This window comes from Candidatus Pelagibacter giovannonii (assembly GCF_012276695.1).
GTDB lineage: Bacteria > Pseudomonadota > Alphaproteobacteria > Pelagibacterales > Pelagibacteraceae > Pelagibacter > Pelagibacter giovannonii.
Genome location: NZ_CP038852.1, coordinates 641,618 through 664,529, shown reverse-complemented (window position 1 = coordinate 664,529; position 22,912 = coordinate 641,618). Strand labels below are relative to the sequence as shown.

Here is a 22,912-nt window from a genome sequence, read left to right as displayed (position 1 = left end):
TATATAGATCACACAAGATTAATAAAAAGACAATTAATTTTTCTGTTTTATACACATCTTTTTTAAAAATTTATATATGATTACTTATGGTTGAATTGAATAAAAAATATCATATCGGAGTTAAAAAGTTTGGTTTTGTAAATTGGATTGGCTTTAAAAGTTTATGGCTTAAAGAGTGCAATAGGTTCATGGTAGTTTGGCAACAAACATTGTTATCTCCACTTGTATCAAGTCTATTATTTTTATCAGTTTTATCCCTAGCTTTAGGTAATAACAGAGGGGATGTACTTGGTTATTCTTTTATAAGTTTTCTAGCCCCCGGTCTAATTGCAATGAGTATTTTGGGTCAATCATTCAGTCATTCAGTTTCTTCATTGATGATTGGAAAAATCCAAGGAAACATTGTTGATATGCTTTATGCACCATTATCAGCACTTGAAGTTTCAATGGCAATAATACTAGCAGCCCTAACAAGAAGTTTTTTAATAGCTACAATTTCAATAGGTGTTTTTTCTCTAATAGTTGAAATACCAATATATAATATTTTATATATTTTTGTCTTTGGTTTTTTAGGAGCATTTATTTTGGGAAGCTTAGGTTTTATTACTGGTCTTTGGGCTGAAAAGTTTGATCATACGGCAACAGTCACTAATTTTGTTATTACACCCCTAAGTTTTTTATCTGGAGTATTTTATTCAATAGATAAACTTCCACAATTTTTTCAAACAATAAGTCATATTAATCCATTTTTTTATATGATTGATGGTTTTAGATATGGCTTTTTAGGTAAGTCAGATGGTTCAATAAATATAGGATTGATATATTTATCAATACTAAGTGTTTTAATTTGGTATGTAGCTTTTTTTCTTTACAAAAAAGGTTATAAAATTAAGTCTTAGTTAATGAGCGCTTTAGCAAAAAATTATAATAGAAGACCAATTTCCTTTAAGTATGGAAAGGGAAGTTTTTTATATTCTACTAATGGAAAAAAATATTTAGACTTTGTTCAGGGAATAGCAGTTAATTCCTTGGGGCATGCAAACCCAAATTTGGTAAAAGCAGTTAGTAAGCAATCTAGAAAACTTTGGCATGTTTCTAATGCGTTTATAATTCCGGAGGGAGAAAAATTAGCTAAAAGATTAGCCAAAAAAACTTTTGCAGATTTTGTTATTTTCCAAAATAGTGGAGCAGAAGCCACAGAGGCTGCTATTAAAGTTGCAAGAAGATATTTTTATTCAATAGGGCAACCTTCAAAAAATAGAATTCTTTGTATTAAAAATTCATTTCATGGAAGAACATTAGCTACAATTTATGCTAGTGGATCAAAGAAGATGACGGAGGGTTTTGGACCAAAAGTTGATGGATTTGACCATTTTGAATTTGGAAATCATAAAGATTTTAAAAAAAAAATAACAAAAAAAACGGCTGCTATTATGGTTGAAACTGTGATGGGAGAAGGAGGAATTAAAGCTATACCCAATTGGTGTTTAAAAGAATTAAGAAAAATTTGTGATAAGAAAAAAATTTTATTAATTTTAGATGAAGTTCAGTGTGGAATTGGAAGAAGTGGAAATTTTTTTGCATTTGAAAATTCAAAGATTAAGCCTGATATTGTACCAATAGCAAAAGGTATTGGTGGGGGTTTTCCACTGGGTGCAGTCTTAATGAATAAAAAAGTAGCATCAGGAATGACAGCCGGAACTCATGGGTCAACATTTGGTGGTAACCCGCTGGCTATGTCTGTTGGAAATGCTGTTTTAGATCAAATATTAAAAGAAGGATTTCTTTCAAATGTTAAAAAATTATCAAAATACTTTCATTCAGAATTAAATAAATTAAGAAAAGAATTTCCTAAAGTAATTAAAGAAGTAAGAGGCGTTGGTTTACTAATAGGACTACAACTTCATAATGATCAAACAAAATTTGTACAGAAACTAATGGATAATAAATTATTAACAATTAGAGCAGCTGAAAATGTTATTAGAATATTACCTCCTCTAAATGTTAAAAAAGAAGAAATAAATATAGCAATAAAAATTATTAAAAAAGTGTGCTCTACTTATAAATAAAAATGAAACATTTCATCAACCTTAAAGACATACCTTCAGCAGACCTTAAAAAGATCATTGCTGATGCAAAAAAAAGAAAACAAAAAAGAAAAAATTATAACACTCTAGAAATTGATAAGGACAAACCTTTAAAAGGTAAATTGCTTATTCAAATGTTTGAAAAAGCAAGTTTAAGAACACGATTAAGTTTTTATCTCGCAATAAAACAATTAGGTGGAGGAACCATAACTCTCAGAGCTAACGAATTGCATCTAGGAAAAGGTGGAGAAAGTCTAGCAGATACAGCCAAAATCTTATCAACTTATGGAGATGGCTTCATGCTGAGAACTGATAGTGATGAAAAAATAACAGAATTTAGTAAATATTTAAAGATACCAGTAATAAATGGTTTAAGCCCATCATCTCACCCAACGCAAGTGCTATCAGACATTTTTACAGTTGAAGAAATTAAAAAAAAATCTATTTCTAAATTAAATATTTGTTGGATTGGAGATTCGAATAATGTTCTGAATAGCTTAATAGCTGCTTCAGTTAAATTTTCTTTCAACTTAAATATTGGCTGTCCCAAGCATTATGAGCCTAAAAGATTTGTATTAGATTGGGTTAAAAAAAATAAAAGAAAAATTCATATTTTTAATGATGCAAGAAAAGCAGTTAAAAATGCTGATGTAATCTTTTCAGATAAAGTAATTTCATTAAATGATAGAGTTAATAAAAATAAAAAGATTGAAGATTTTAAAAACTTTCAAATTAATTCAAAATTGATGGGTTTTGCTAAAAAAGACACAACTTTTTTACACTGTCTTCCAAGGGGAGAAGAGGTTACGGGAGATGTTTTTTTAGGAAAAAATTCAGAAGTATGGTTACAGGCCCTGAATAGAGTACACGTTCAAAAAAGTATTTTATTGTATTGTTTTGGGAAACTAAGGTAGCTGTTTAGGGCTATCACTGCTTTGATTTAAATATTTAATTACAGAAGCCCTGTCTTTCTCTTTTCTTAAACCAGCATATGACATTTTAGTTCCCTTTAAATAAGAAGCAGGTTTTTTTAAGAATCCATTTAATTCTTCAAATGACCATTCTTTACCATATGAAGATAAGGCTTTAGAGTACTTATAATTATCTACTCCACCAACTGCCCTACCAACGACATTGTATAATGCAGGACCAATCTTATTTTTTCCACCTTTATTTATTGAGTGGCATGCTGCACATTTTTTAAAAATTTTTTCTCCAGAAGTGACATCGCCTAGCGCCATTATAGCTGCAATATCTACTTTTTGTTCAACTTCAGTAACTTGAGATGTTGTAGAGGCTAGTTGTCCCTCTACTTCAACTTTATACCCAGGGTTTTCTGGTTTATCTACATGAAAGACACCATCTGCAATCTTTCCTAAACCGATCACAAGCAGTGCAACCATTAAAATTGCTGCAATAATTTTATTAAGCTCGAACGAATCCATATAATTATTATTATTTTGCAGATATAACATGATAATTAAAAAAATACTTAATTTTTAATTTTTAATTTTGCGTCTGTTAGACGCACAAAATGGTAAATTTATAATGGCTAAAACATTAATATTAATTCCATCAAGAATGTCGGCAAATAGATTGCCAGGTAAACCACTTTTAAAAATTAATAATTTATCAATGATTTCTCATGTTTTTAAAAAAGCAGAGGAAACAAAAATTGGCGAAGTTGTAGTAGCAACAGAAGATAAAGAAATACTTGATGATGTTGAAAAAAATGGAGGCAAAGCGATTTTAACTGGCAGCACTCATAAGACTGGTACAGATAGAATTTTTGAGGCCTATGAAAAACTCAACATTAAGGACATTGATTTTATACTAAATCTCCAAGGAGACGAACCAAATATCGACAAAAATGATATTATAAATTTAAATAACTTTATGATCAATAACAATTCTGAAATTGGAACACTAGCAGCAGAAATTAAAAGAGATAAAATGTTAAATGATCAAAATGTAGTTAAGGTTATTACGGAGTCAAAACTAGAAAAAGATAATTTTCCAAAAGCATTAAATTTTACTAGAGATTGTTTTTCAAAAAATAATCAAAATATTTATCATCATATTGGAATCTATTCATATAAAACAAGTGTATTAAAAAAATTTGTTAGTCTGGAACAAACATCAAGTGAAAAGCAAAATAAATTAGAGCAGCTAAGAGCATTAGATAATAATTTGAAAATCAGTGTTGCTTTGGCAAATTTTTCTCCTATAGGTGTAGATACAAAAGAAGATTATCTGGCTATAAAAAAAATTATGGAATATAAATCATAAAAATGAGCAAAATTTATTTTCAGGGCACATTTGGTGCATATTCACATTTAGCAGCGTTAGAAATAGATTCTAAGGCAGAGGTAATTCCATGTAAAACATTTGATGAATGTTTTTTAAAAACATCTCAAGATAAAAACTCGAGAATGGTAATTCCTGAATCAAATCGAATTACAGGAAATATTGGAATCGAATATCTTATTTTTAAGTATAGACTAAATATTTATGCTGAACATTTTCATAAAATTGAGCATAATTTATTAGGACAACCAAACAGTAATTTAAGTGATATAAAAGATGTCTATTCTCATTCCCAAGGCTTATCCCAATGTTCTAAATTTATTAAAAAAAATAATTTAGTTGAGCATATTCGTGCTGACACTGCTGGTTCAGCTGAGACAATTTCAAAGACTAAAATTAAAACTGAAGCAGCGATTGCCTCTTCTTTGAGTGCAGAAATTTATGATCTAAAAATACTTTCAAAAAATATTGAGAATGAAGAAGGTAATGCCACAAGGTTTTTGATAATGGGCAATGAAGTTTTACAGCCTGATTTTGGTGAAAAGAAATATATAACTTCTTTTCTGTTTAAACTGAAAAGTAAGCCTGCAGCTCTGTATCAATCATTAGGCGGTTTTGCTATTAATGGAGTTAATCTTACAAAGCTTCAAAGCTATCCAGAACAAAATTCATTTGAGTCATACTTTTTTTTATGCGATTTAGATGGCCACATAGATGATCCAAAAGTTCAAAAATCTTTGGAAGAATTAGGACTTCATTGTCAAGATTTTCACGTACTAGGTGTTTTTGAAGCTGATAAATTTAGAGAAAAATAATCTAGAAACTTTTCTTGTAGATTAGAAAACATTACTGTTATAATAGTTTTGGAGGCTAGAGGTGAATGCTGCTTGAACCCGACCAGATCTTAACGGAAGCAGTCGTAGAGACAGTTATTTAGGTTCTAGTCTCCTTTAAATAAAATGAATAAAAATACAAAAGTTTTAGCTTTAAAGTATAGACCTCAGACATTTAATGATCTTATAGGGCAAGATGTTGTTGCGGAAACAATTTCTAATGCTATTAAGGCTAATAAAGTGCCTAATGCCTATCTTTTTACTGGAATTAGAGGAATAGGAAAAACTACTACAGCAAGGATTGTTGCTAAATCTTTAAATTGTTCAAATGGAATAGATAACTTGTGTAAAGAAGAACTTTGCGAAAATTGTAATGCAATTTCTAACTCAAATCATATTGATGTATTGGAAATGGATGCAGCAAGTAAAACAGGAGTAGACGATGTAAGAGACCTTATTGAATTTTCTAGATATGGCCCAACTACTGCTAAATATAAAATATTTATAATTGATGAAGTGCACATGCTTAGCAAACAAGCATTCAATGCATTGTTAAAAACTTTAGAGGAGCCACCAGAATATTTAAAATTTATCTTTGCAACAACAGAAATAAAAAAAATTCCAATTACAGTGATCTCACGTTGTCAAAGATTTGATTTATCTAGAATTAAATCTTTAGAGTTGTTTGATTTTATTAAGAAAATAAAAGAAAAAGAAAGTGGTAACGCATCAGATGATGCTCTTAAATTGATTGTTAAAATTTCTGAGGGTTCAGTTAGAGATGCGCTATCGTTACTTGATAGGGCTTTACTTACTTTGGATAAAGACAAAGAATTAGATCTTGCAACAGCACAAAAAATATTTGGTTATTTTGATAAGTCTCAATTAATTGATTTATTTGAATTGATATTTGAGGGTAAAGAAACTGAAGTTCTCAACACTTATAGAGAAATATACAACCAAGGTGTTGAACCAAAAATTTTTATTAATGATTTTCTAGAACTCTTGTATTATTTTAAAAATATCGAGTCACTAAATTTAGATGGTAATAATTTTTTATTGAATGATGAAGAGTTTAATAAAATTAAAGATCTTTCAGAAAAAGTTAACAATGAAACCTTAGTATTATTTTGGCAATTCACGATTAAAACACTAGAGGAGCTTGATATTGTTTCTAATCAACATTTATCAATGGAAATGTTCTTAATTAGACTAATTCATTTAAAAGGTATTAAGCAAGATAGTGATGATTATAACAAAGATAGTAGACCAATAGCTGAAAGTGAAAATCAAACATCTTTTTCACGAGAAAAAACAAACGAAGATATATTTGGAATAAAAGATAAAGCAGAAACAATAGGGCAAATGAAAAATATCATTCAAGAAAAAGATATCAAAGAAAAAGAAAATAATAAAATTGAAACAAATACCAGCCTTATATATTCATTTGATGATCTATTAAAAATATGCTCTTTTAAAAAAGAGATTAAATTAAAATATGAATTAGAAAAAAATGTTAACCTTGTAAGTTTTGAAAACAAAAGAATTGAAATATCATTTAATGAAGATTTAGATAAAGATTTTATTAAAGATCTTTCAACAAAACTTTTTGAATGGACCAATGAAAGATGGATTATAAGTCTAAGCAAAACCAAAGGACAGCCATCTAAAAAGGAAGAAGAAATTAATAAAAAAAAAGATTTGATAGAAAGTGTAAAAAATTCTTCAATTTATAAAGATATTTTAAAAAGTTTCCCTGATGCAGAACTAATTGATGTTAAAACTAAAAAAGAAGATTAATAAATGACTGATTTTACAAAAATTTTAGATAAAGCAAAAGAATTAGAGGCTAAAATGAAAGAGAGCCAAGAAAAAATAAAAAACATTCAAGTAGAAGGAGCGTCTGGTTCAAATTCTGTAAAAGTTACTTTAAACGGTGAAAATGAAATGATCAAAATTGATCTTTCAGACGAAATATTAAAAGAAAATAAGATTATAATTGAAGATTTGATAGTTGCTGCTCATAATAATGCAAAATCAGAATTGAAATCCAAGACATCTGAAGAAATTTCTAAGTCTACAAGTGGATTTGGTATTCCTGGTTTTAAATGGCCGCTTTAAGAACATGCAAAATATTAATGAGATAGAAGAGTTAATTAAATTAATTTCTAAACTCCCTGGCTTAGGTCCTAAATCTGCAAAAAGAATTGTATTAAAACTTATTAATAATAGAGATGAACTTGTAAAGCCAATGGCAAACACTTTGGCGCAAGTTTATAAAAATGTTATTAGATGTCAATCTTGTGGTACTTTAAAATCTAATTCATTAGGCTGTAATAATTGTGAAAATTCAAAGGAAAAATATAATAAAATTTGTGTAGTTGAAGACATTGCTGATCAATGGTCAATTGAAAATTCAAATATTTATAAAGGTTATTTTCATATTCTTGGTGGAACCATTTCTTCTGCTGGTCAGAGAAAAGAAGATCTTTTGATTAATTCATTAGTAGAAAGAGTTTCAAGAGAAAATATTGAAGAAGTTATACTGGCAACAAGCGCAACAGTTGAAGGTCAAACTACAGCTTATTACATAGAGGACAGTTTAAAAAAAACTTCTACTAAAGTTACAAAACTTGCTCAAGGACTACCTGTTGGTGGTGAAATAGAAAGTCTTGATGATGGAACTTTATATTCTGCTTTTAAAAATAGAACTGGAATAAAAACTAGTTCTGACTAGATTTTTTTAGCAATCTATTTAGGTGTAATAATGGTTCTGTATAACCAGAAGGTTGTTCTTTTCCCTTAAAGATTAAATCACAGGCTGTTTTAAAAGCTACTGAGTTTTCAAAATTTTCAGACATTATTTCATAACTGCCTCTTCCAGAGCGAGTATAAGCACCATCATTCTTATTTTGATCATCAACAATCTTTGCCATTTTTTTCATCACTTCCATAACTTGTGATTTTGTACAAATATCGTGATGTATCCAATTAGCTATATGTTGAGAAGAAATTCTTAAAGTGGCTCTATCCTCCATCAAACCAACATTATTAATATCAGGTACTTTTGAACAGCCAACTCCATGATCTATCCATCTTACGACATACCCTAAAAGAGTTTGTGCAGAATTGGAAATTTCAGAGTTAATTTCTTCCATTGACCAGTTTGGTCTATCTGCCACAGGAATTGTTAACAAGTCATCCAGTTTTGCAGATTCTCTTTTTTGAATTTCTTTTTGTTTTTCAAAGATATTTATTTCATGATAATGAAGGGCATGAAGAGCTGCCGCAGTAGGTGAGGGAACCCAAGCACAATTTGCACCAGCTTTTAAATGACCAGTTTTTTGATCCATCATTTCTGTCATTTTATCAGGCATAGCCCACATTCCTTTACCAATTTGAGCTTTGCCTGAAAAACCACATTGAAGACCAATATCAACATTATTATTTTCATAAGCACCAATCCATTTAGAAGATTTCATATCTCCTTTTTTAATCATGGGACCAGCCTCCATTGAAGTGTGCATTTCATCACCGGTACGATCTAAAAAACCAGTATTAATAAAAAATACTCTATTTTCTAGAGTTCTAATACACTCTTTTAAGTTTGAAGAGGTTCTTCTCTCTTCATCCATAATACCAATTTTGCATGTATATTTTTCCAATCCTAAAATTTCTTCAACTTTAGTAAAAATTAAATCTGTAAACGAAGTTTCATCAGGACCATGCATTTTTGGTTTAACAATATAAATAGAACCACTTCTAGAATTACCCTTCTTTTTAATATCATGAAGGCAAGCCGCTGAAGTTATAAAAGCATCCATAATACCTTCTGGTATTTCAGAACCATCTTTTAAAAGAATTGCAGAATTGGTCATAAGATGTCCAACATTTCTTATTAATAATAAGCTTCTTCCATGTAATTTTAATCCTTTTCCATCTTTAGAAATATAACTTCTATCAGGATTTAATCTACGTTCATAAGTCTTTCCATTTTTTTCAAAAGTTGATTTTAAATCACCTTTCATAAGTCCAAGCCAATTACGATAACAAACAACCTTGTCATCTGCATCAACTGCAGCAACACTATCTTCATTATCACAAATAGTTGAAACTGCTGCTTCAACAATTATATCACTAATTTTAGCAGGATCCTGTGTTGCGCTAAATGCCTTTGGATCTATAATTATTTCTATATGAAGATTGTTATTTTTTAGAATTATTGCAGAAGGATTTTTAGCTTCACCTCTGTGGCCTATAAATTTACTTTTATTTTTTAATTTTGTCTCTTGGCTGTCTTTACAAATGATAAGTGAACCATTTTCTATTTTAAATCCAGTTATATTTGCCCATCCGATAATTATATTTTCTAGTGGAAAGTATCTTTCTAAAAAATTTCTTCCATATTTAATAACCATTTCTCCTCTTAGGGGGTCATATCTTTGTGATGCACTATCCTCAGATTGCTCTATTACATCAGTACCATATAAACTATCATATAAACTCATCCATCTTGCATTAGCAGCATTAAGTGCATACCTATCATTCATAATGGGGACAACTAATTGTGGTCCAGCAATATTAGTTATTTCTTCATCAACATTATTTGTTTTGATCTTAAAATCAGGGCCTACTTCTTTTAAGTAATCAATTTCTTTTAAAAATTTTTTATATTCTTCTAGATTGATTTCATTACCCTTATTTGCAATATGCCAATCATCTATTTTTTTTTGTAAATCTTCTCTTATTTTTAATAATTCTTTATTTTTTGGGGCTAGCTCATGAACTACATTGTCGAAGCCTTCCCAGAATTTTTTTGAAGAAATATTTGTGTCTTTAAGTAATTCTTCATTAATGAAGTTAAGTAATTTATTAGAAACTAATAGATTGTGTATTTTTGTATATTGTTCTTTCATAGCACCCATTTTACCCCATCTGTATTTTTGCCTGAGAGTTTTGCTCCTTCGGCGAGAAAAATCTCTTTCCAGAGTGTTATGTTTATTATCGGTCCTTTTGCCTGAGAGTTTCCGGGGTGGTTGCTCCTTCGGCGCTATTATTGAATAGTCTCTCCCGATATTAGTTAAGACTACCTCTTAATAAAATTATGTCAAATATAAATTATTTAAAACATTTTATTGCCTTTTTTCTTAATTAATTAATAATTAAACAATCATATGAAAAATTATTTAAATTTTGAAACAGATGTTAAAAATTTAGAGTTAGAAATAGACAAACTTAAAGACCCTTATAATCAAGATGGTCTTTCGGAAGTGGATACAAAAAAAATTTCTGAGTCTCAAAAAGAGATAGATAATAAGCTACAAGAGATTTACTCTAACTTAGACCCTTGGCAAACTACCTTAGTTGCAAGACATGAAGATAGACCTAAAGCAAAATTTTTTATCGATAATTTATTTGAAGATTTTATCCCATTGTCAGGTGACAGATTTTATGGAGAAGATAAATCAGTATTAGCAGGATTTGCAAAATTTAATGATAAATCTGTCTTAGTTATTGGTCAAGAAAAAGGGGATAGCCTTGAAAGTAGAATTGAAAGAAATTTTGGAATGATGAGGCCCGAGGGTTACAGAAAAACAATTAGATTAATGAAATTAGCAAATAAATTTAACATTCCGATAATTTCTTTTATAGACACACCCGGAGCCTACCCTGGTGTAGGCGCAGAAGAGAGAGGTCAAGCAGAGGCAATTGCTAAATCAATTGAGTGCTGCATGTCGTTAAATGTTCCAACTCTCGCAATTGTTATTGGAGAAGGTGGATCAGGAGGTGCAATAGCACTTGCTTCGTCTAACAAAGTAATCATGTTAGAAAATGCAATTTACTCAGTGATATCCCCAGAAGGCTGTGCCACAATTTTATGGAGAGACCCCAAAAGAACTTTAGAGGCAGCAAAGGCAATGAAATTATCTTCAAAAGACCTCTTAGAACTAAAAGTAATTGATGAAATTATTCCAGAACCAATTGGTGGCGCTCATAGAGATAGAGACTTAATACTAGATAACGTAAGAAGATCAATTGAAAAAAATCTGAGTGAATTTTTTAATATGAGTGGAGAAGAAATTTTTAATCACAGAAAAAATAAATTCTTGACTATTGGAAGATCTAAAGGATTCGTTAATCAATTAGATGATTCAAGCACACTTAGCATGAAAGAAAACAAGGTTAATATATTTATTAAAAATTTCTTTCGATCTAAGTTAAATTTAATAACTGTAATTGGATTAATAGTTTTATTGGGCTATTTAGTATTTTCATTATAAAGCACCACAGCATTTTTTATATTTTTTCCCAGAGCCACATGGACAGGGTTCATTTCTGCTTATTTTTTTCCCAATATATTTTGAATCAATTTTGGTTGTTTCAAGAGACTCTTTTTCTTGAGTAGGTTCTTGAACTATTTTTAAATTGATTAAGATCGTAACAAAATCCATTTTTAATTTATTCAATAAGTTCTCGAAAAGAAAAAAAGCTTCTTTTTTATACTCAACCAATGGATCTCTTTGACCATAAGACCTTAGACCAATAACTTGTCTCAGTTGTTCAAGATATTGAATATGTGACTTCCAGTTTAAATCTATACATTGAAGAAAAATTCTTTTTTCAACTTCTTTTGCTTTTTCTTCATCCAGCATTTTAATTCTTTCATTTCTTGCTTCTAAAAACTTAGAATTAATTTTATTTTTGAATTCTTCATCTTTTAATTCAGTAACATTTTTAAATTCATTATCGTCTACACTTTTTCCTAGTAAAGTTTTTAACTGATTATTAAATTCATTATTTTTAGTTGTTGATAGTTTTTGTGTTTTTAGAGTGATCAAATGACTAATAATTTCAGATAAAAATTCATCTGAATAATCAAAAACTTTTTCACTATTCATTACGCCATTTCTTTGAGAGAATATTACATGTCTTTGGTCATTTAAAACGTCATCAAATTTTAATAAATTCTTTCTTATATCAAAGTTTCTAGCTTCAACTTTTTGTTGAGCTCTCTCAAGTGCTTTATTAATCCAGGGGTGATCAATACTTTCTCCATCTTTTAAGCCTAATTTTTGAAGAATATTATTCATAGACTCGGAACCAAAAATTCTCATTAAGTCATCTTCTAAACTAACATAAAAAATTGAACTTCCTTCATCGCCCTGTCTACCAGCTCTTCCTCTGGCTTGGTTATCAACTCTTCTAGATTCCATTCTTTCTGTGCCAATAACAAATAGTCCGCCAAGTGATTTTATTTTATTTTTATTTTTTAAAAGTTCATCATCAGGTTGACTTCCTTTTTTCCCACCTAACTGAATATCGACACCTCTACCCGAGATACTTGTTGTGATTATTACTGAATTCATTTTTCCAGCATTTGCAATGATTTCAGCCTCATTTTCATGATTTTTTGCATTTAAAACCACATGTTTAATTTTTTCATTATTTAGTAATTTTGAATAAATTTCAGATTTATTGATGCTAGAAGTAAAAATTAATATTGGCTGATTTTTTTTGTGACACGCAAGAACTTTTTCAATGATGGCTTTATTTTTTTCTTCTTCAGTTCTAAAAATTTGATCATTCCAATCTTTTCTAATCATTTCTTTATTTGTAGGAATGATAACTACAATTAAGTTATATATTTCATAAAATTCCTGAGACTCAGTTGCTGCAGTTCCAGTACATCCTGAAATTTTATTATAGAGTTTGAAATAATTTTGGTAAGTTATCGATGCTAGAGTTTGATTTTCAGCTTGAACATCTATTCTTTCTTTAGCTTCCAGTGCTTGGTGTAAGCCATCTCCAAACCTTCTTCCTTCTAATATTCTGCCTGTAAGTTCGTCAATAATTTTTAATGTTCCATCTTTAACAATATAATCCTTTCCTTTTTCAAATAAATGATGAGCCCTTAAAGATTGATTTACATGGTGGACTAAACTTAAGTTTTCAGGATCATAAAAATTATTATTTTTTAGTATTCCTGCGTCAGAAAATATTTTTTCTACCCTATTTATTCCTTCATTAGTAAGTAATATATTTTTATCTTTTTCATCGATTTCATAATGCTCTGGTAATAATCTTTTTATAAGTTTGTCAATCGCAAGGTATTGTTCTGTCTTGTCTTCAGCAGCTCCTGATATTACAAGTGGAGTTCTAGCCTCATCAATTAAACAAGAATCTATTTCATCAACAATAGTATAAATATGACCTCTTTGAACCATTTGCTCTTTTGAAAATTTCATATTATCTCTAAGATAATCAAACCCTAATTCACTATTAGTTGCATATGTAATATCAAAATTATAATTTATTTTTCTTTCAAGATCATCCTGTTCGTTATTTATAAAGCCAAAAGTTAACCCTAAAAATTTATATATCTCTCCCATTTCTTGCGAGTCTCTTTTTGCAAGATAGTCATTTACAGTTACTATATGCACGCCTTTTTCTGACAAGGCATTCAAGTAAGCTGCAAGACTTATTGTTAAAGTTTTACCCTCACCAGTTCTCATTTCAGCAATTTTACCCTCGTGAAGCACAACACCTCCAAGTATTTGAACGTCATGATGCCTCTCATTTCTTGTTCTCTTGGAAGCCTCTCTCACAAGTGCAAAAGCCTCAGGTAATAGATCGTCTATATTTTCACCTTTATTAAGTCTATCTTTCAATTCTATAGTTTTTTTAGGGAAGTCTTCGTCACTAAGGTTTTTAACAGTAGCTTCTAAGGAGTTAACTTTTACAACTATTTTTTTAATTCTATCGAGCTCTTTTTGATTGCTAGATTTAATGAATTTTGCGATAAAATTTAAGGGATTAAGCATTTGATTTTCTGGTATATAATTAACTATAACTTTTAATATAAGTATTAAATAAATATTTTAAACACATGCCATTAAACGTTAATAACTTTATAAACTCACTAAATTTAAAGTCAAAAAATAGGGACTTTCAAGATTTAGAACATCTAGATGGAGTTTCAATATCCACAGTTTGTGCAAATTTATACAGCAAATTTAGAGATGACTTGGTTATGTTTTATTTTAGAGACGGGGCAAACTATGCGTCTGTTTACACACAATCAAAAATAGTTTCAGAGAATATTAAATGGAATTTAAATATAAAAAGTAAAAAAATAAGCTCTCTAATTGTTAACACTAGAAATGCCAATGCATTTACGGGATCAGATGGGTACAAAGGTTTGAAAGAAATAGCAGAAGAAGCAGCATCACAGTTAACAGAAAAACAAATTGAAGACGAGGACTCTCCAAAAAAGATATCATCAAATCAAGTCCTTTTTGGATGTACGGGGACAATTGGAGAAAAATATCCAACTGAAAAAATTAAAAATAAAATTCCAGAACTAATTAAAAGAATTAGATACACACAAAATAAATTTATCTGGATGAAAGCTGCATTAGGTATAATGACAACAGACTTGCAGCCAAAAATTGCCATGGAAGAATGCCAAATTGGAAATAAAAGTGTTAAGATTTATGGAATTGCCAAAGGGTCTGGAATGATTTTTCCAAACATGGCAACTACATTAGGTTATATTTTTACAGATGCAGATCTTTCAAATGATGTTTTAAGCAAACTATTAAAAAAAAATATCGATACAACCTTCAATGCAATTACTTGCGATGGTGACACAAGTACAAACGATATGGTTTCTATTTTTTCAACAGGAAAAGTAAAAAACCCAATCATTAAAAATATTAATGATAAAAAGATATTTAATTTTGATAAAGCTTTACATTTAGTTTTATTAAATTTGTCAAAAAGAATAGTTAAGGATGGTGAAGGAGCTACTAAATTTATTACAGTCAATATAGCTAAATCAAAAAGTGAGAAAGAAGCAAGAGTAATAGCCTTTTCTATTGCTAATTCAAATCTAGTTAAAACAGCTATTGCAGGAGAAGATCCAAATTGGGGCAGAATAATAATGGCCATAGGAAAATCTGGAGTGAAAATAGATTTAAAAAAATTATCAATAAGTTTTGGTAGTATTAAGATTATAGAAAAAGGACAAATTTTTAAAAATTACAATGAAAATGAAGCGTCTAACTATATGAAGGATCAATCTATAGATATTTTAGTAAATTTAAATATGGGTTCAAAAAGTTTTACTGCCTATACAATGGATTTAACAAAAAAATATATTGAGATTAATGCTGATTATAGAAGCTAATTTGATATTGAATTAACCTTATTAATTATTAACTATAGCTTATGATCAAATACAAGCTCATATGTAAAGATTGTGAAACTACTTTTGATAGTTGGTTTTCATCATCTAAGGAATATGAAAAACTTAAAAAGAAAAAATTCTTAAATTGTTATTTTTGTAATTCCTTAAATGTTTGTAAAGGCTTGATGTCTCCTAGTGTGAGCATATCAAAAAATAATTTGAGAGATATTGATTCATCTGGTGAAAAATATAGAGAAATTAAAAAAATAATTTATAAATATCAAAAATTTATTCAAAAAAATTTTGAATATGTTGGTGAAAATTTTGCTTATGAGGCAAGGTCTCTGTATTATAAAGATAAAAAAAAAGCCAAAGGTATTTATGGCACTGCAACAAAAAAAGATCTTAACGAGTTAAAAGAAGAGGGTATAAAAGCTGAAATACTGCCTTGGATAAAAAACACTACAAATTAATTTTTTATAAATTTTGTAATATAATTAACAGAAGTATCATTTGTTACTTTCCAACTATTATCTAATATATTAAAATTCATTCCATTTAATTTTTTAAGAGATAGATTATTTTTTTTAGTAATACTTATTAATTCACTAGGTTTAACAAATTTTTCCCAATCATGTGTTCCAATTGGCAGCCATTTTAAAATATATTCAGCACCCACTATAGCGAATACATAAGATTTTAATGTCTTGTTAAGTGTTGCAATAAACATTATTCCATTTTTTTTTAATAATTTTGAACTTTCTTTAATGAAAAAGTCTATATCGTTAACATGTTCAACTATTTCCATATTTAAAATTACATCAAATCTTGTCTTATTTTTTAACATCTCTGGAGATGCAACTTTATAGTCAATATTAAGTTTATTTTTTTTTGCATGAAATTTTGCAACTTCAATATTTTTCTTTGATGCATCAATACCAACAACACTTGCTCCTAGTCTGCACATTGGCTCAGATAATAGTCCTCCACCACAACCAATATCTAGTAATTTAATATTTTTTAATGGCTTATCAGATGATTTAACCTTAAAATCTTCAATAATATTTTCTTTTATATATCTAATTCTTATTGGATTAAAAATATGTAATGGTTTGAATTTGCCATTAGGATCCCACCATTCTTCAGCAATTTTGGAAAATTTCTCAATTTCTTTTTTATTTATTGAATTCATAATAGATGACTTGTGGACATAACAATTAAGATGTATTTTATCAAACATAAATTACAAAATTATCAATGAAAACTGTTGTATTAAAGTTCGGTGGAACTTCTGTTGGAAGCATAAGTAGAATAAAGAACGTAGCAAAAATTATTTCTTCTTATAAAAATAAGAAAATAGGCGTTATTGTGGTTTCTTCTGCGATGAGTGGTACAACTAATGAATTAATAAAAAAGACAAAAGAATTAAGCAATAACTTTGATGCAGCAGAATATGATGTTTTATTAGCAACAGGAGAACAAGCAACTTGTGCATTAATTGCTGGTAGATTAAAACATCTTGGTTTTAAAGCTAGATCATGGATGTCGTGGCAGCTACCAATTATTACAGAAGGACCTTATAGTTCTTCAAGAATTAACAAAATCAATAAAGGAAAAATACTTAACTTCATGAAATCAGGTGGAGTACCTATCATCACTGGTTTTCAAGGCATTAACTTAGAAAATAGGATTACAACACTGGGGAGAGGAGGTACTGATGCATCAGCAATAATGCTGGCAAAATTTTTTAATACTGATGCATGTGATATCTATACTGATGTAGATGGCGTTTATACTACAGATCCAAGAAATCACTCAAAAGCTAAAAAAATTCATAAAATTTCCTACGACGAAATGTTAGAAATGGCATCATTAGGTGCAAAGGTTATGCAGCCTACTTCTGTACAAGATGCAAAACTAAATAACATTAATTTTTCAGTTAAATCCTCATTTCAAAAAAAGAAGGGTACATTAATAACTGGTGCAAAAAAAACCTTTAGTAATCATATAATAACTGGAATTACTTCTACAAAAAATGATTCTAAAGTTACGATTGTGGGTGTTAAGGACAGACCAGGAGTAGCAGCTGCTGTTTTTAAACCATTATCACTTAATCAAATTAATGTTGATATGGTAGTTCAAAATATTTCTTTAAATGGAAAAGAAACAGACTTAACTTTTACAATTAAATCTGAAGATATAAGAAAAACAGAAAAAATAATTAAACAAAATAAAAAAATTTCATTTAGAAAGTTTACATACAATAATAATGTGTCGAAAGTATCTATTATTGGTGTTGGTATGATTACAACACCAGGAATTACCTATAGAATGTTCCAAGCATTAGCTTCAAAAAAGATTAACATAATGGTTATTTCAACTTCTGAAATTAAAATTTCAGTTTTAATTTCAAATAAACAGATAAAAAAAGCAGTAGCAGTGCTTCACAAAGAATTTAAGTTAGATTAACTTATGAGCTTAAGACCATTTAGAGATATTAATAGAAAAAAAACAAAAGTTATAAATGTTGGTGACGTAAAAATAGGTGGAGACAATCCTATTTCTGTTCAATCTATGACCAACACTTTGACAACTGATATTCAGGCTACAATAAAACAAATTAATGATATTCATGAAGAGGGTGCTGATCTGGTTAGGGTTTCGTGTCCAGATGAAGAGTCTTCATTGGCCCTTAAGGAAATTACAAAGCATGTATCTGTCCCAATAATTGCTGATATTCATTTTCATTATAAAAGAGCAATAGAAGCAGCCGAAAATGGAGCAAAATGTTTAAGAATTAATCCAGGCAACATAGGAGATAAATTAAAAATACACGATGTACTTAGTGCAGCTAAAAATAATGATTGCTCTATTAGAATAGGTGTTAACGCGGGCTCTCTTGAAAAGGATATTCTAGAAAAATATAAGGAGCCATGCCCAGAAGCTTTAGTTGAAAGTGCACAGAGAAACATTAAAATTTTAGAAGATCAAGATTTTTTTAATTTTAAGATAAGCGTAAAATCTTCAGATATATTTTTATCTATTGCAGCGTATCGCCAACTATCAAAAGTTACAGATTATCCACTACACCTAGGGATCACTGAAGCTGGGGGTTTTGTATCAGGCAGTGTAAAGTCATCAATAGGACTTGGTTCACTTTTAATGGATGGAATCGGTGATACCATAAGAATTTCTTTGTCTGATGATCCTGTTAAAGAGATTAAAATTGGCAATGAAATATTAAAGTCACTTAACTTAAGAAATAGAGGCGTAAAGATTATATCCTGTCCATCATGTGCAAGACAAGCATTTCAAGTAATTGATACAGTAAAAATATTAGAAGATAAACTTTCTCATATTAAAACCCCTTTAACATTATCAATTATTGGCTGTGTAGTTAATGGACCAGGAGAAGCAGCAATGACGGATATAGGAATAACAGGAGGTGGCAAAGGTAACAATATGCTTTATTTATCTGGCATTCAAAGTGAAAAAGTTTTATCAGAAGACATAATATCAAGAGTTGTAAGTGAAGTCGAAAAAAAAGCTGCTGAACTTGATAAAAAATTATAAAATATAATGATACCTCTAAAAACTATTGAAGATTTAATATCTAAGCACTCTATTTTAGAAAAAGAATTATCATTAGGTGAAGTGGATAAAAAACTTTTTGCTGAAAAATCAAAAGAATACTCAGATTTAAATGATGTAATTGATGATGCTAGAAAATATTTTTCTTATGAAGGGGAAAAAAAAGATCTAGAGAAAATATTAAGTGATTCTAGTAGTGATAATGAGTTTAAAGAAATGGCTGAGATAGAATTAAAAGATTTAAAATTAGAAAATGAATCCATAGAAAAAAAATTAAAACTATTTTTATTACCAAAAGATGAAGCTGATAAAAAAAATGCGATTATAGAAATTAGAGCAGGTACGGGAGGGTTAGAGGCAAGCTTGTTTGCTGCAGATCTTTTTAAGATGTATGAAAAAGTTAGTCATCAAAAAAAATGGGAATTAGAATTAATAAGTATGTCCCAGAGTGAGGCAGGAGGACTCAAAGAAGTTATTGCATCAATTAGAGGAAAAAATATTTATTCAACATTGAAGTATGAAAGTGGAGTTCATCGTGTTCAAAGAGTTCCAGATACAGAAACTCAGGGAAGAGTTCACACTTCTGCTGCAACAGTAGCCGTACTACCGGAAGCAGAAGATGTTGATATAAAAATAAATGATTCAGACTTAAGAATTGATGTGTTTAGAGCTGGTGGCCCAGGTGGACAATCTGTTAATACAACTGATAGTGCTGTGAGAATTACTCATATTCCGACAGGGCTATCTGTATCTCAACAAGATCAAAAATCGCAACACAAAAATAAAGCAAAAGGGATGTTAATTTTAAGATCAAGACTTTATGAATTAGAAAGATCAAGAATAGAAGGTGAAAGATCAGAGGATAGAAAAAGTAAAATAGGAACTGGAGATCGCTCCGAAAGAATTAGAACATATAATTTTCCACAAGGAAGAGTAACAGACCATCGTATTAATCTAACCCTACACAAGCTTGAAGCTTTTTTAGAAGGTGAAGCCTTTGATGAAATGGTAGAGAACTTAACGTTGCAAGCACAAGAAGAAAAATTAAGCAATCTTAATTAAAATGAATATAGAAAACATTCTGAATAAAGGAGTAAATATCCTACAAAAATATAAGACTGCTAATCCTCAACTTGATAGTGAGATATTATTATCTGACTCGATTAAAAGAGATAAAAAACATATTATTTTAAATCCTAAAGAAATACTGAACTCAGAGCAATTAGATAAATTTAATAGTTTAATTGAAAGAAGAAAAAAAGGTGAACCAATTGCCTACTTGATAAACAAAAAAGAGTTTTGGAAAGATGAATTTTTTGTTAATAAAGATGTGCTAATTCCAAGACCTGATAGTGAATTAATAATAGAGCAAGTTTTAAAAATTTATTTAAAAGATGTACAATTACAAGTTCTCGATATTGGAACTGGATCTGGATGCATTCTTTTATCCATACTAAAAGAGAGATCTAATTTTTATGGGACTGGAATAGATATTTCTAAAAAAAGTATAAATATAAGCAAATTTAACGCAAAACAACTAAACTTAACTAATCGTGTGAAGTTTTTTCACTCAAGTGTTGACAATTTTAATAATGGCAAATATGATCTAGTTGTTTCAAACCCTCCATATATTGAACAGTTAAGTTTAAAATATTTGGAAAAAGATGTAGTTAATTTTGAGCCAAAGTTAGCTTTAAGTGGTGGGTTTGATGGTTTTTCAAAAATCAGAAAAGTTATCAATAAGGCAAGTATTCTGATTAAGAAAAATGGTAAATTTATTTTAGAGATAGGTTTTAATCAAAAAAATAAAGTTATAAAAATATTAAAAGAAGAAGGTTTTTACGTTAACAAAGCCGTAAAAGATTATGGCAATAATGATCGCTGTATAATCAGCACTAAAATTTAAATTGAAAAAATATTATGGTAACATTTAGAAATAATAATAGTAATAATAGAAGACCTCCATTTAGAAGCAATAATAATAGAAGACCTCCATTTAGAAGCAATAATGAAGGATCAAAATTTTCTAACAATGATAATTTTCAAAGAAAAGTTCCAGGTAGAAATAATCATAATGCTGTTAAACTTATTGAAAAATATAATGATTTAGCAAGAGAAGCTTTAGCTAATGAAGATAAAATTTTATCTGAAAATTATTTTCAACATGCAGATCACTTTACAAGAGTTCAAAACGAGCAAGAAAGCCTTAGAATGGCTAGAGTAAATTCATCTGTAGCTGCAACTATTAAGCCAGTAGATCCAGAAAAAAAAGTTGAAGAAGTTGTTAAAATTGAAGCTGAAACGGTCAAAAAAGAAGTGACCGAACACGAAGTTAAAAAAGTTTCAAAAAGTGAAGGTAAAAAAGTTGTTGAAAAGAAAGTTGCAGTTAGTTAATTTTATCCAATAATTAATTCTGACTTTAAAACATCTAATTTAATTTTTTCTACCTCAAATATTTTTCTTTCTTTTCCTTTAAGAGTTTTGCCAGAAGGCAACTTTAATTTTTGAGAGTTAACTTTTTTTCCATTTACAACTACCTCATAATGTAGATGTGGACCTGTGGATTTTCCAGTCGATCCAACATAACCAATTATCTGACCCTGTTTTACTCTTATTCCCTCTTTTATTCCTTTAGCAAAATTTTTCATATGTGCATAAATGGTTTCATAAGTTGAATTATGTTTTATTTTAATACAATTTCCACCACCACCACACCATTTTGCTCTCGTTATAAGTCCACTTCCAGATGCCATAATAGGAGTACCCATTGGGGCTGCAAAATCAGTTCCTCTATGCATTTTATTAAAACCATCTATAGGATGTTTTCTCATTCCAAAAGGAGAAGAAAGTCTTGCACCATTAATAGGAGTTTTCATCAATGCCTTTTCAACACTCTTGCCATTTTCATCATAGTGCCCTTCACTACCTTTCTTTTTAAAATAATATAACGCATTATTTTTTCCACTTAGTTTTAGATCTGCAAAAACTATATTACCTGTCTCAAATATTTTACCATCATCATCTTCAAATACTTCATACATGATTTGAAAATTATCATTTTTTCTAATGTCTCTTTGAAAATCAACTTGAAATCCATAAATTCTTGCAAACTCAATAATTACGTTTGGATGAACGCTTAAATCAATAGCTGTTTTATATAAACTTTTTATAATTTTTCCTTCCTTAAAAATAATTTTTTTATTCAAATTTGTAATAATTATATTTTTTTCAAAAAGATTATTACCTAGATTTCTTGTTAATTGAATCTTTTTTGTTCTAGAAACTGGAAATAAAAAGGAGATAATTTCCTTATTGTTTGATTGATCAATAATAATCTTTATTTCAAGATTGGGTTTAAGATTATTTATATCATAATCTGAATTTAATTTTTTTTTGACCCGATTAATTTCTTCATTTGGTATTAAATAATTATTTAAAATTTTATCAAAAGTTTCACCACTAGAAATTTTATGACTAATATTTCTATATCTTGGAACTAGATTATCAAAAATTTGGTTAATACTTTTTTGGAAATAAATATTATTTATTAAATTTTTGTAATTTTCACTTACTAATAATTTTTTTTCATTATAGATAGAGGTGATCAAAATTGTAATTAACAGTAATAAAAAAAGAAAAGTAATCTCAATGTTTTTTTTTATTATTTTTATTATTTTATTTGAACTAAATATCATCTTGAATTTTGAATTATTAATTTAGTAATGACTAAAAATCAAAAAAAACCTTGTGTTTATTGATATTTTTAAGCATTTATTTAAATGCTAAATGCTTGATTTACTTTTATTTTAGCTTATAAGCAGCACACTTTCTCAGTAAAATTATTGTTCAATCAATAGATTAGTGAGGATTATTGGGCATTTTAGACCTAATTAGCTATTTAAAAA

General features: G+C 28.9%; 21 protein-coding genes and 1 riboswitch. Of the genes, 16 read left to right on the top strand and 5 right to left on the bottom strand.

Annotation, left to right across the window (positions count from 1 at the left end; genetic code table 11):
* Positions 1-86: 86 nt before the first annotated feature.
* Genes E5R92_RS03700 through argF form a run of 3 tightly spaced genes read left to right on the top strand, consistent with a single transcriptional unit; the run spans position 87 to position 3,001 of the window.
* Positions 87-899, top strand: a complete 813-nt coding sequence (locus E5R92_RS03700) for an ABC transporter permease (protein WP_168606758.1) — start codon at positions 87-89, stop codon at positions 897-899.
* Positions 900-902: 3 nt separating this feature from the next.
* Positions 903-2,069, top strand: coding sequence for an aspartate aminotransferase family protein (locus E5R92_RS03695; protein ID WP_168606757.1), 1,167 nt, complete (start codon positions 903-905; stop codon positions 2,067-2,069).
* A gap of 2 nt (positions 2,070-2,071) precedes the next feature.
* A complete protein-coding gene (gene argF / locus E5R92_RS03690) occupies positions 2,072-3,001 on the top strand; it encodes an ornithine carbamoyltransferase (protein ID WP_168606756.1) in 930 nt (309 codons plus the stop codon).
* Here argF and E5R92_RS03685 read toward each other — a convergent pair.
* Positions 2,993-3,532 carry a c-type cytochrome gene (locus E5R92_RS03685; RefSeq protein WP_229704567.1) on the bottom strand — a complete coding sequence of 180 codons (540 nt, stop codon included), beginning with the start codon at positions 3,530-3,532 and terminating at the stop codon, positions 2,993-2,995. The genes argF and E5R92_RS03685 overlap by 9 nt on opposite strands.
* Before the next feature lie 103 nt (positions 3,533-3,635).
* Between E5R92_RS03685 and kdsB the strand changes: the two genes are divergently transcribed.
* The 5 genes from kdsB (at position 3,636) to recR (ending at position 7,964) form a co-directional block, all read left to right on the top strand.
* Positions 3,636-4,376 (top strand): 3-deoxy-manno-octulosonate cytidylyltransferase, encoded by a 741-nt coding sequence (gene kdsB, locus E5R92_RS03680; protein WP_168606754.1) that lies wholly within the window; start codon positions 3,636-3,638, stop codon positions 4,374-4,376.
* 2 nt (positions 4,377-4,378) lie between these two features.
* Positions 4,379-5,209: a prephenate dehydratase domain-containing protein gene (locus E5R92_RS03675; protein WP_168606753.1), complete on the top strand. Its 831-nt coding sequence runs from the start codon at positions 4,379-4,381 to the stop codon at positions 5,207-5,209.
* Positions 5,210-5,353: 144 nt separating this feature from the next.
* Entirely contained in the window at positions 5,354-7,027 is a 1,674-nt protein-coding gene (gene dnaX / locus E5R92_RS03670; RefSeq protein ID WP_168606752.1) for a DNA polymerase III subunit gamma/tau, read from the top strand.
* A gap of 3 nt (positions 7,028-7,030) precedes the next feature.
* A complete protein-coding gene (locus E5R92_RS03665; RefSeq protein WP_168606751.1) occupies positions 7,031-7,348 on the top strand; it encodes a YbaB/EbfC family nucleoid-associated protein in 318 nt (105 codons plus the stop codon).
* 4 nt (positions 7,349-7,352) lie between these two features.
* Positions 7,353-7,964 carry a recombination mediator RecR gene (gene recR, locus E5R92_RS03660; RefSeq protein WP_168606750.1) on the top strand — a complete coding sequence of 204 codons (612 nt, stop codon included), beginning with the start codon at positions 7,353-7,355 and terminating at the stop codon, positions 7,962-7,964.
* On the opposite strand, the gene E5R92_RS03655 is transcribed toward recR, so the two are convergent.
* A complete protein-coding gene (locus E5R92_RS03655; protein WP_168606749.1) occupies positions 7,951-10,152 on the bottom strand; it encodes a malate synthase G in 2,202 nt (733 codons plus the stop codon). The genes recR and E5R92_RS03655 overlap by 14 nt on opposite strands.
* Positions 10,153-10,222: 70 nt before the next feature.
* A riboswitch (glycine riboswitch) is annotated at positions 10,223-10,310 on the bottom strand.
* A 91-nt stretch (positions 10,311-10,401) separates the two neighbouring features.
* Between E5R92_RS03655 and E5R92_RS03650 the strand changes: the two genes are divergently transcribed.
* A complete protein-coding gene (locus E5R92_RS03650) occupies positions 10,402-11,508 on the top strand; it encodes an acetyl-CoA carboxylase carboxyltransferase subunit alpha (protein WP_168606748.1) in 1,107 nt (368 codons plus the stop codon).
* Here the strand turns inward: E5R92_RS03650 and secA are convergent.
* Complete coding sequence (secA, locus tag E5R92_RS03645; RefSeq protein WP_168606747.1) at positions 11,503-14,049, bottom strand: preprotein translocase subunit SecA; 2,547 nt, start codon at positions 14,047-14,049, stop codon at positions 11,503-11,505. The two genes, E5R92_RS03650 and secA, sit on opposite strands and share 6 nt — an antisense overlap.
* A gap of 65 nt (positions 14,050-14,114) precedes the next feature.
* Between secA and argJ the strand changes: the two genes are divergently transcribed.
* Both argJ and E5R92_RS03635 read left to right on the top strand, forming a co-directional pair.
* Positions 14,115-15,416 carry a bifunctional glutamate N-acetyltransferase/amino-acid acetyltransferase ArgJ gene (argJ, locus tag E5R92_RS03640; protein ID WP_168606746.1) on the top strand — a complete coding sequence of 434 codons (1,302 nt, stop codon included), beginning with the start codon at positions 14,115-14,117 and terminating at the stop codon, positions 15,414-15,416.
* A 41-nt stretch (positions 15,417-15,457) separates the two neighbouring features.
* The gene (locus E5R92_RS03635; RefSeq protein WP_168606745.1) at positions 15,458-15,889 is read left to right on the top strand and encodes a DUF1178 family protein; all 432 of its coding nucleotides are present in this window, start codon (positions 15,458-15,460) and stop codon (positions 15,887-15,889) included.
* On the opposite strand, the gene ubiG is transcribed toward E5R92_RS03635, so the two are convergent.
* Positions 15,886-16,608 (bottom strand): bifunctional 2-polyprenyl-6-hydroxyphenol methylase/3-demethylubiquinol 3-O-methyltransferase UbiG, encoded by a 723-nt coding sequence (ubiG, locus tag E5R92_RS03630; RefSeq protein ID WP_168606744.1) that lies wholly within the window; start codon positions 16,606-16,608, stop codon positions 15,886-15,888. The two genes, E5R92_RS03635 and ubiG, sit on opposite strands and share 4 nt — an antisense overlap.
* 65 nt (positions 16,609-16,673) lie before the next feature.
* Here ubiG and E5R92_RS03625 point away from each other — a divergent pair, with 65 nt between their 5' ends.
* From E5R92_RS03625 to E5R92_RS03605, 5 genes are read left to right on the top strand one after another with little or no spacing between them, the layout of a single operon-like run.
* Positions 16,674-17,885, top strand: coding sequence for an aspartate kinase (locus E5R92_RS03625; RefSeq protein WP_168606743.1), 1,212 nt, complete (start codon positions 16,674-16,676; stop codon positions 17,883-17,885).
* 3 nt (positions 17,886-17,888) lie between these two features.
* Complete coding sequence (ispG, locus tag E5R92_RS03620) at positions 17,889-18,989, top strand: flavodoxin-dependent (E)-4-hydroxy-3-methylbut-2-enyl-diphosphate synthase (protein ID WP_168606742.1); 1,101 nt, start codon at positions 17,889-17,891, stop codon at positions 18,987-18,989.
* 6 nt (positions 18,990-18,995) lie between these two features.
* A complete protein-coding gene (gene prfA, locus E5R92_RS03615) occupies positions 18,996-20,069 on the top strand; it encodes a peptide chain release factor 1 (protein WP_168606741.1) in 1,074 nt (357 codons plus the stop codon).
* A 1-nt stretch (position 20,070) separates the two neighbouring features.
* Positions 20,071-20,913, top strand: coding sequence for a peptide chain release factor N(5)-glutamine methyltransferase (prmC, locus tag E5R92_RS03610; RefSeq protein WP_168606740.1), 843 nt, complete (start codon positions 20,071-20,073; stop codon positions 20,911-20,913).
* A 14-nt stretch (positions 20,914-20,927) separates the two neighbouring features.
* Positions 20,928-21,401, top strand: coding sequence for a DUF4167 domain-containing protein (locus tag E5R92_RS03605; RefSeq protein WP_168606739.1), 474 nt, complete (start codon positions 20,928-20,930; stop codon positions 21,399-21,401).
* A 2-nt stretch (positions 21,402-21,403) separates the two neighbouring features.
* Here the strand turns inward: E5R92_RS03605 and E5R92_RS03600 are convergent, their stop codons facing one another.
* Positions 21,404-22,702 (bottom strand): M23 family metallopeptidase, encoded by a 1,299-nt coding sequence (locus E5R92_RS03600; protein ID WP_168606738.1) that lies wholly within the window; start codon positions 22,700-22,702, stop codon positions 21,404-21,406.
* Positions 22,703-22,912: the final 210 nt, after the last annotated feature.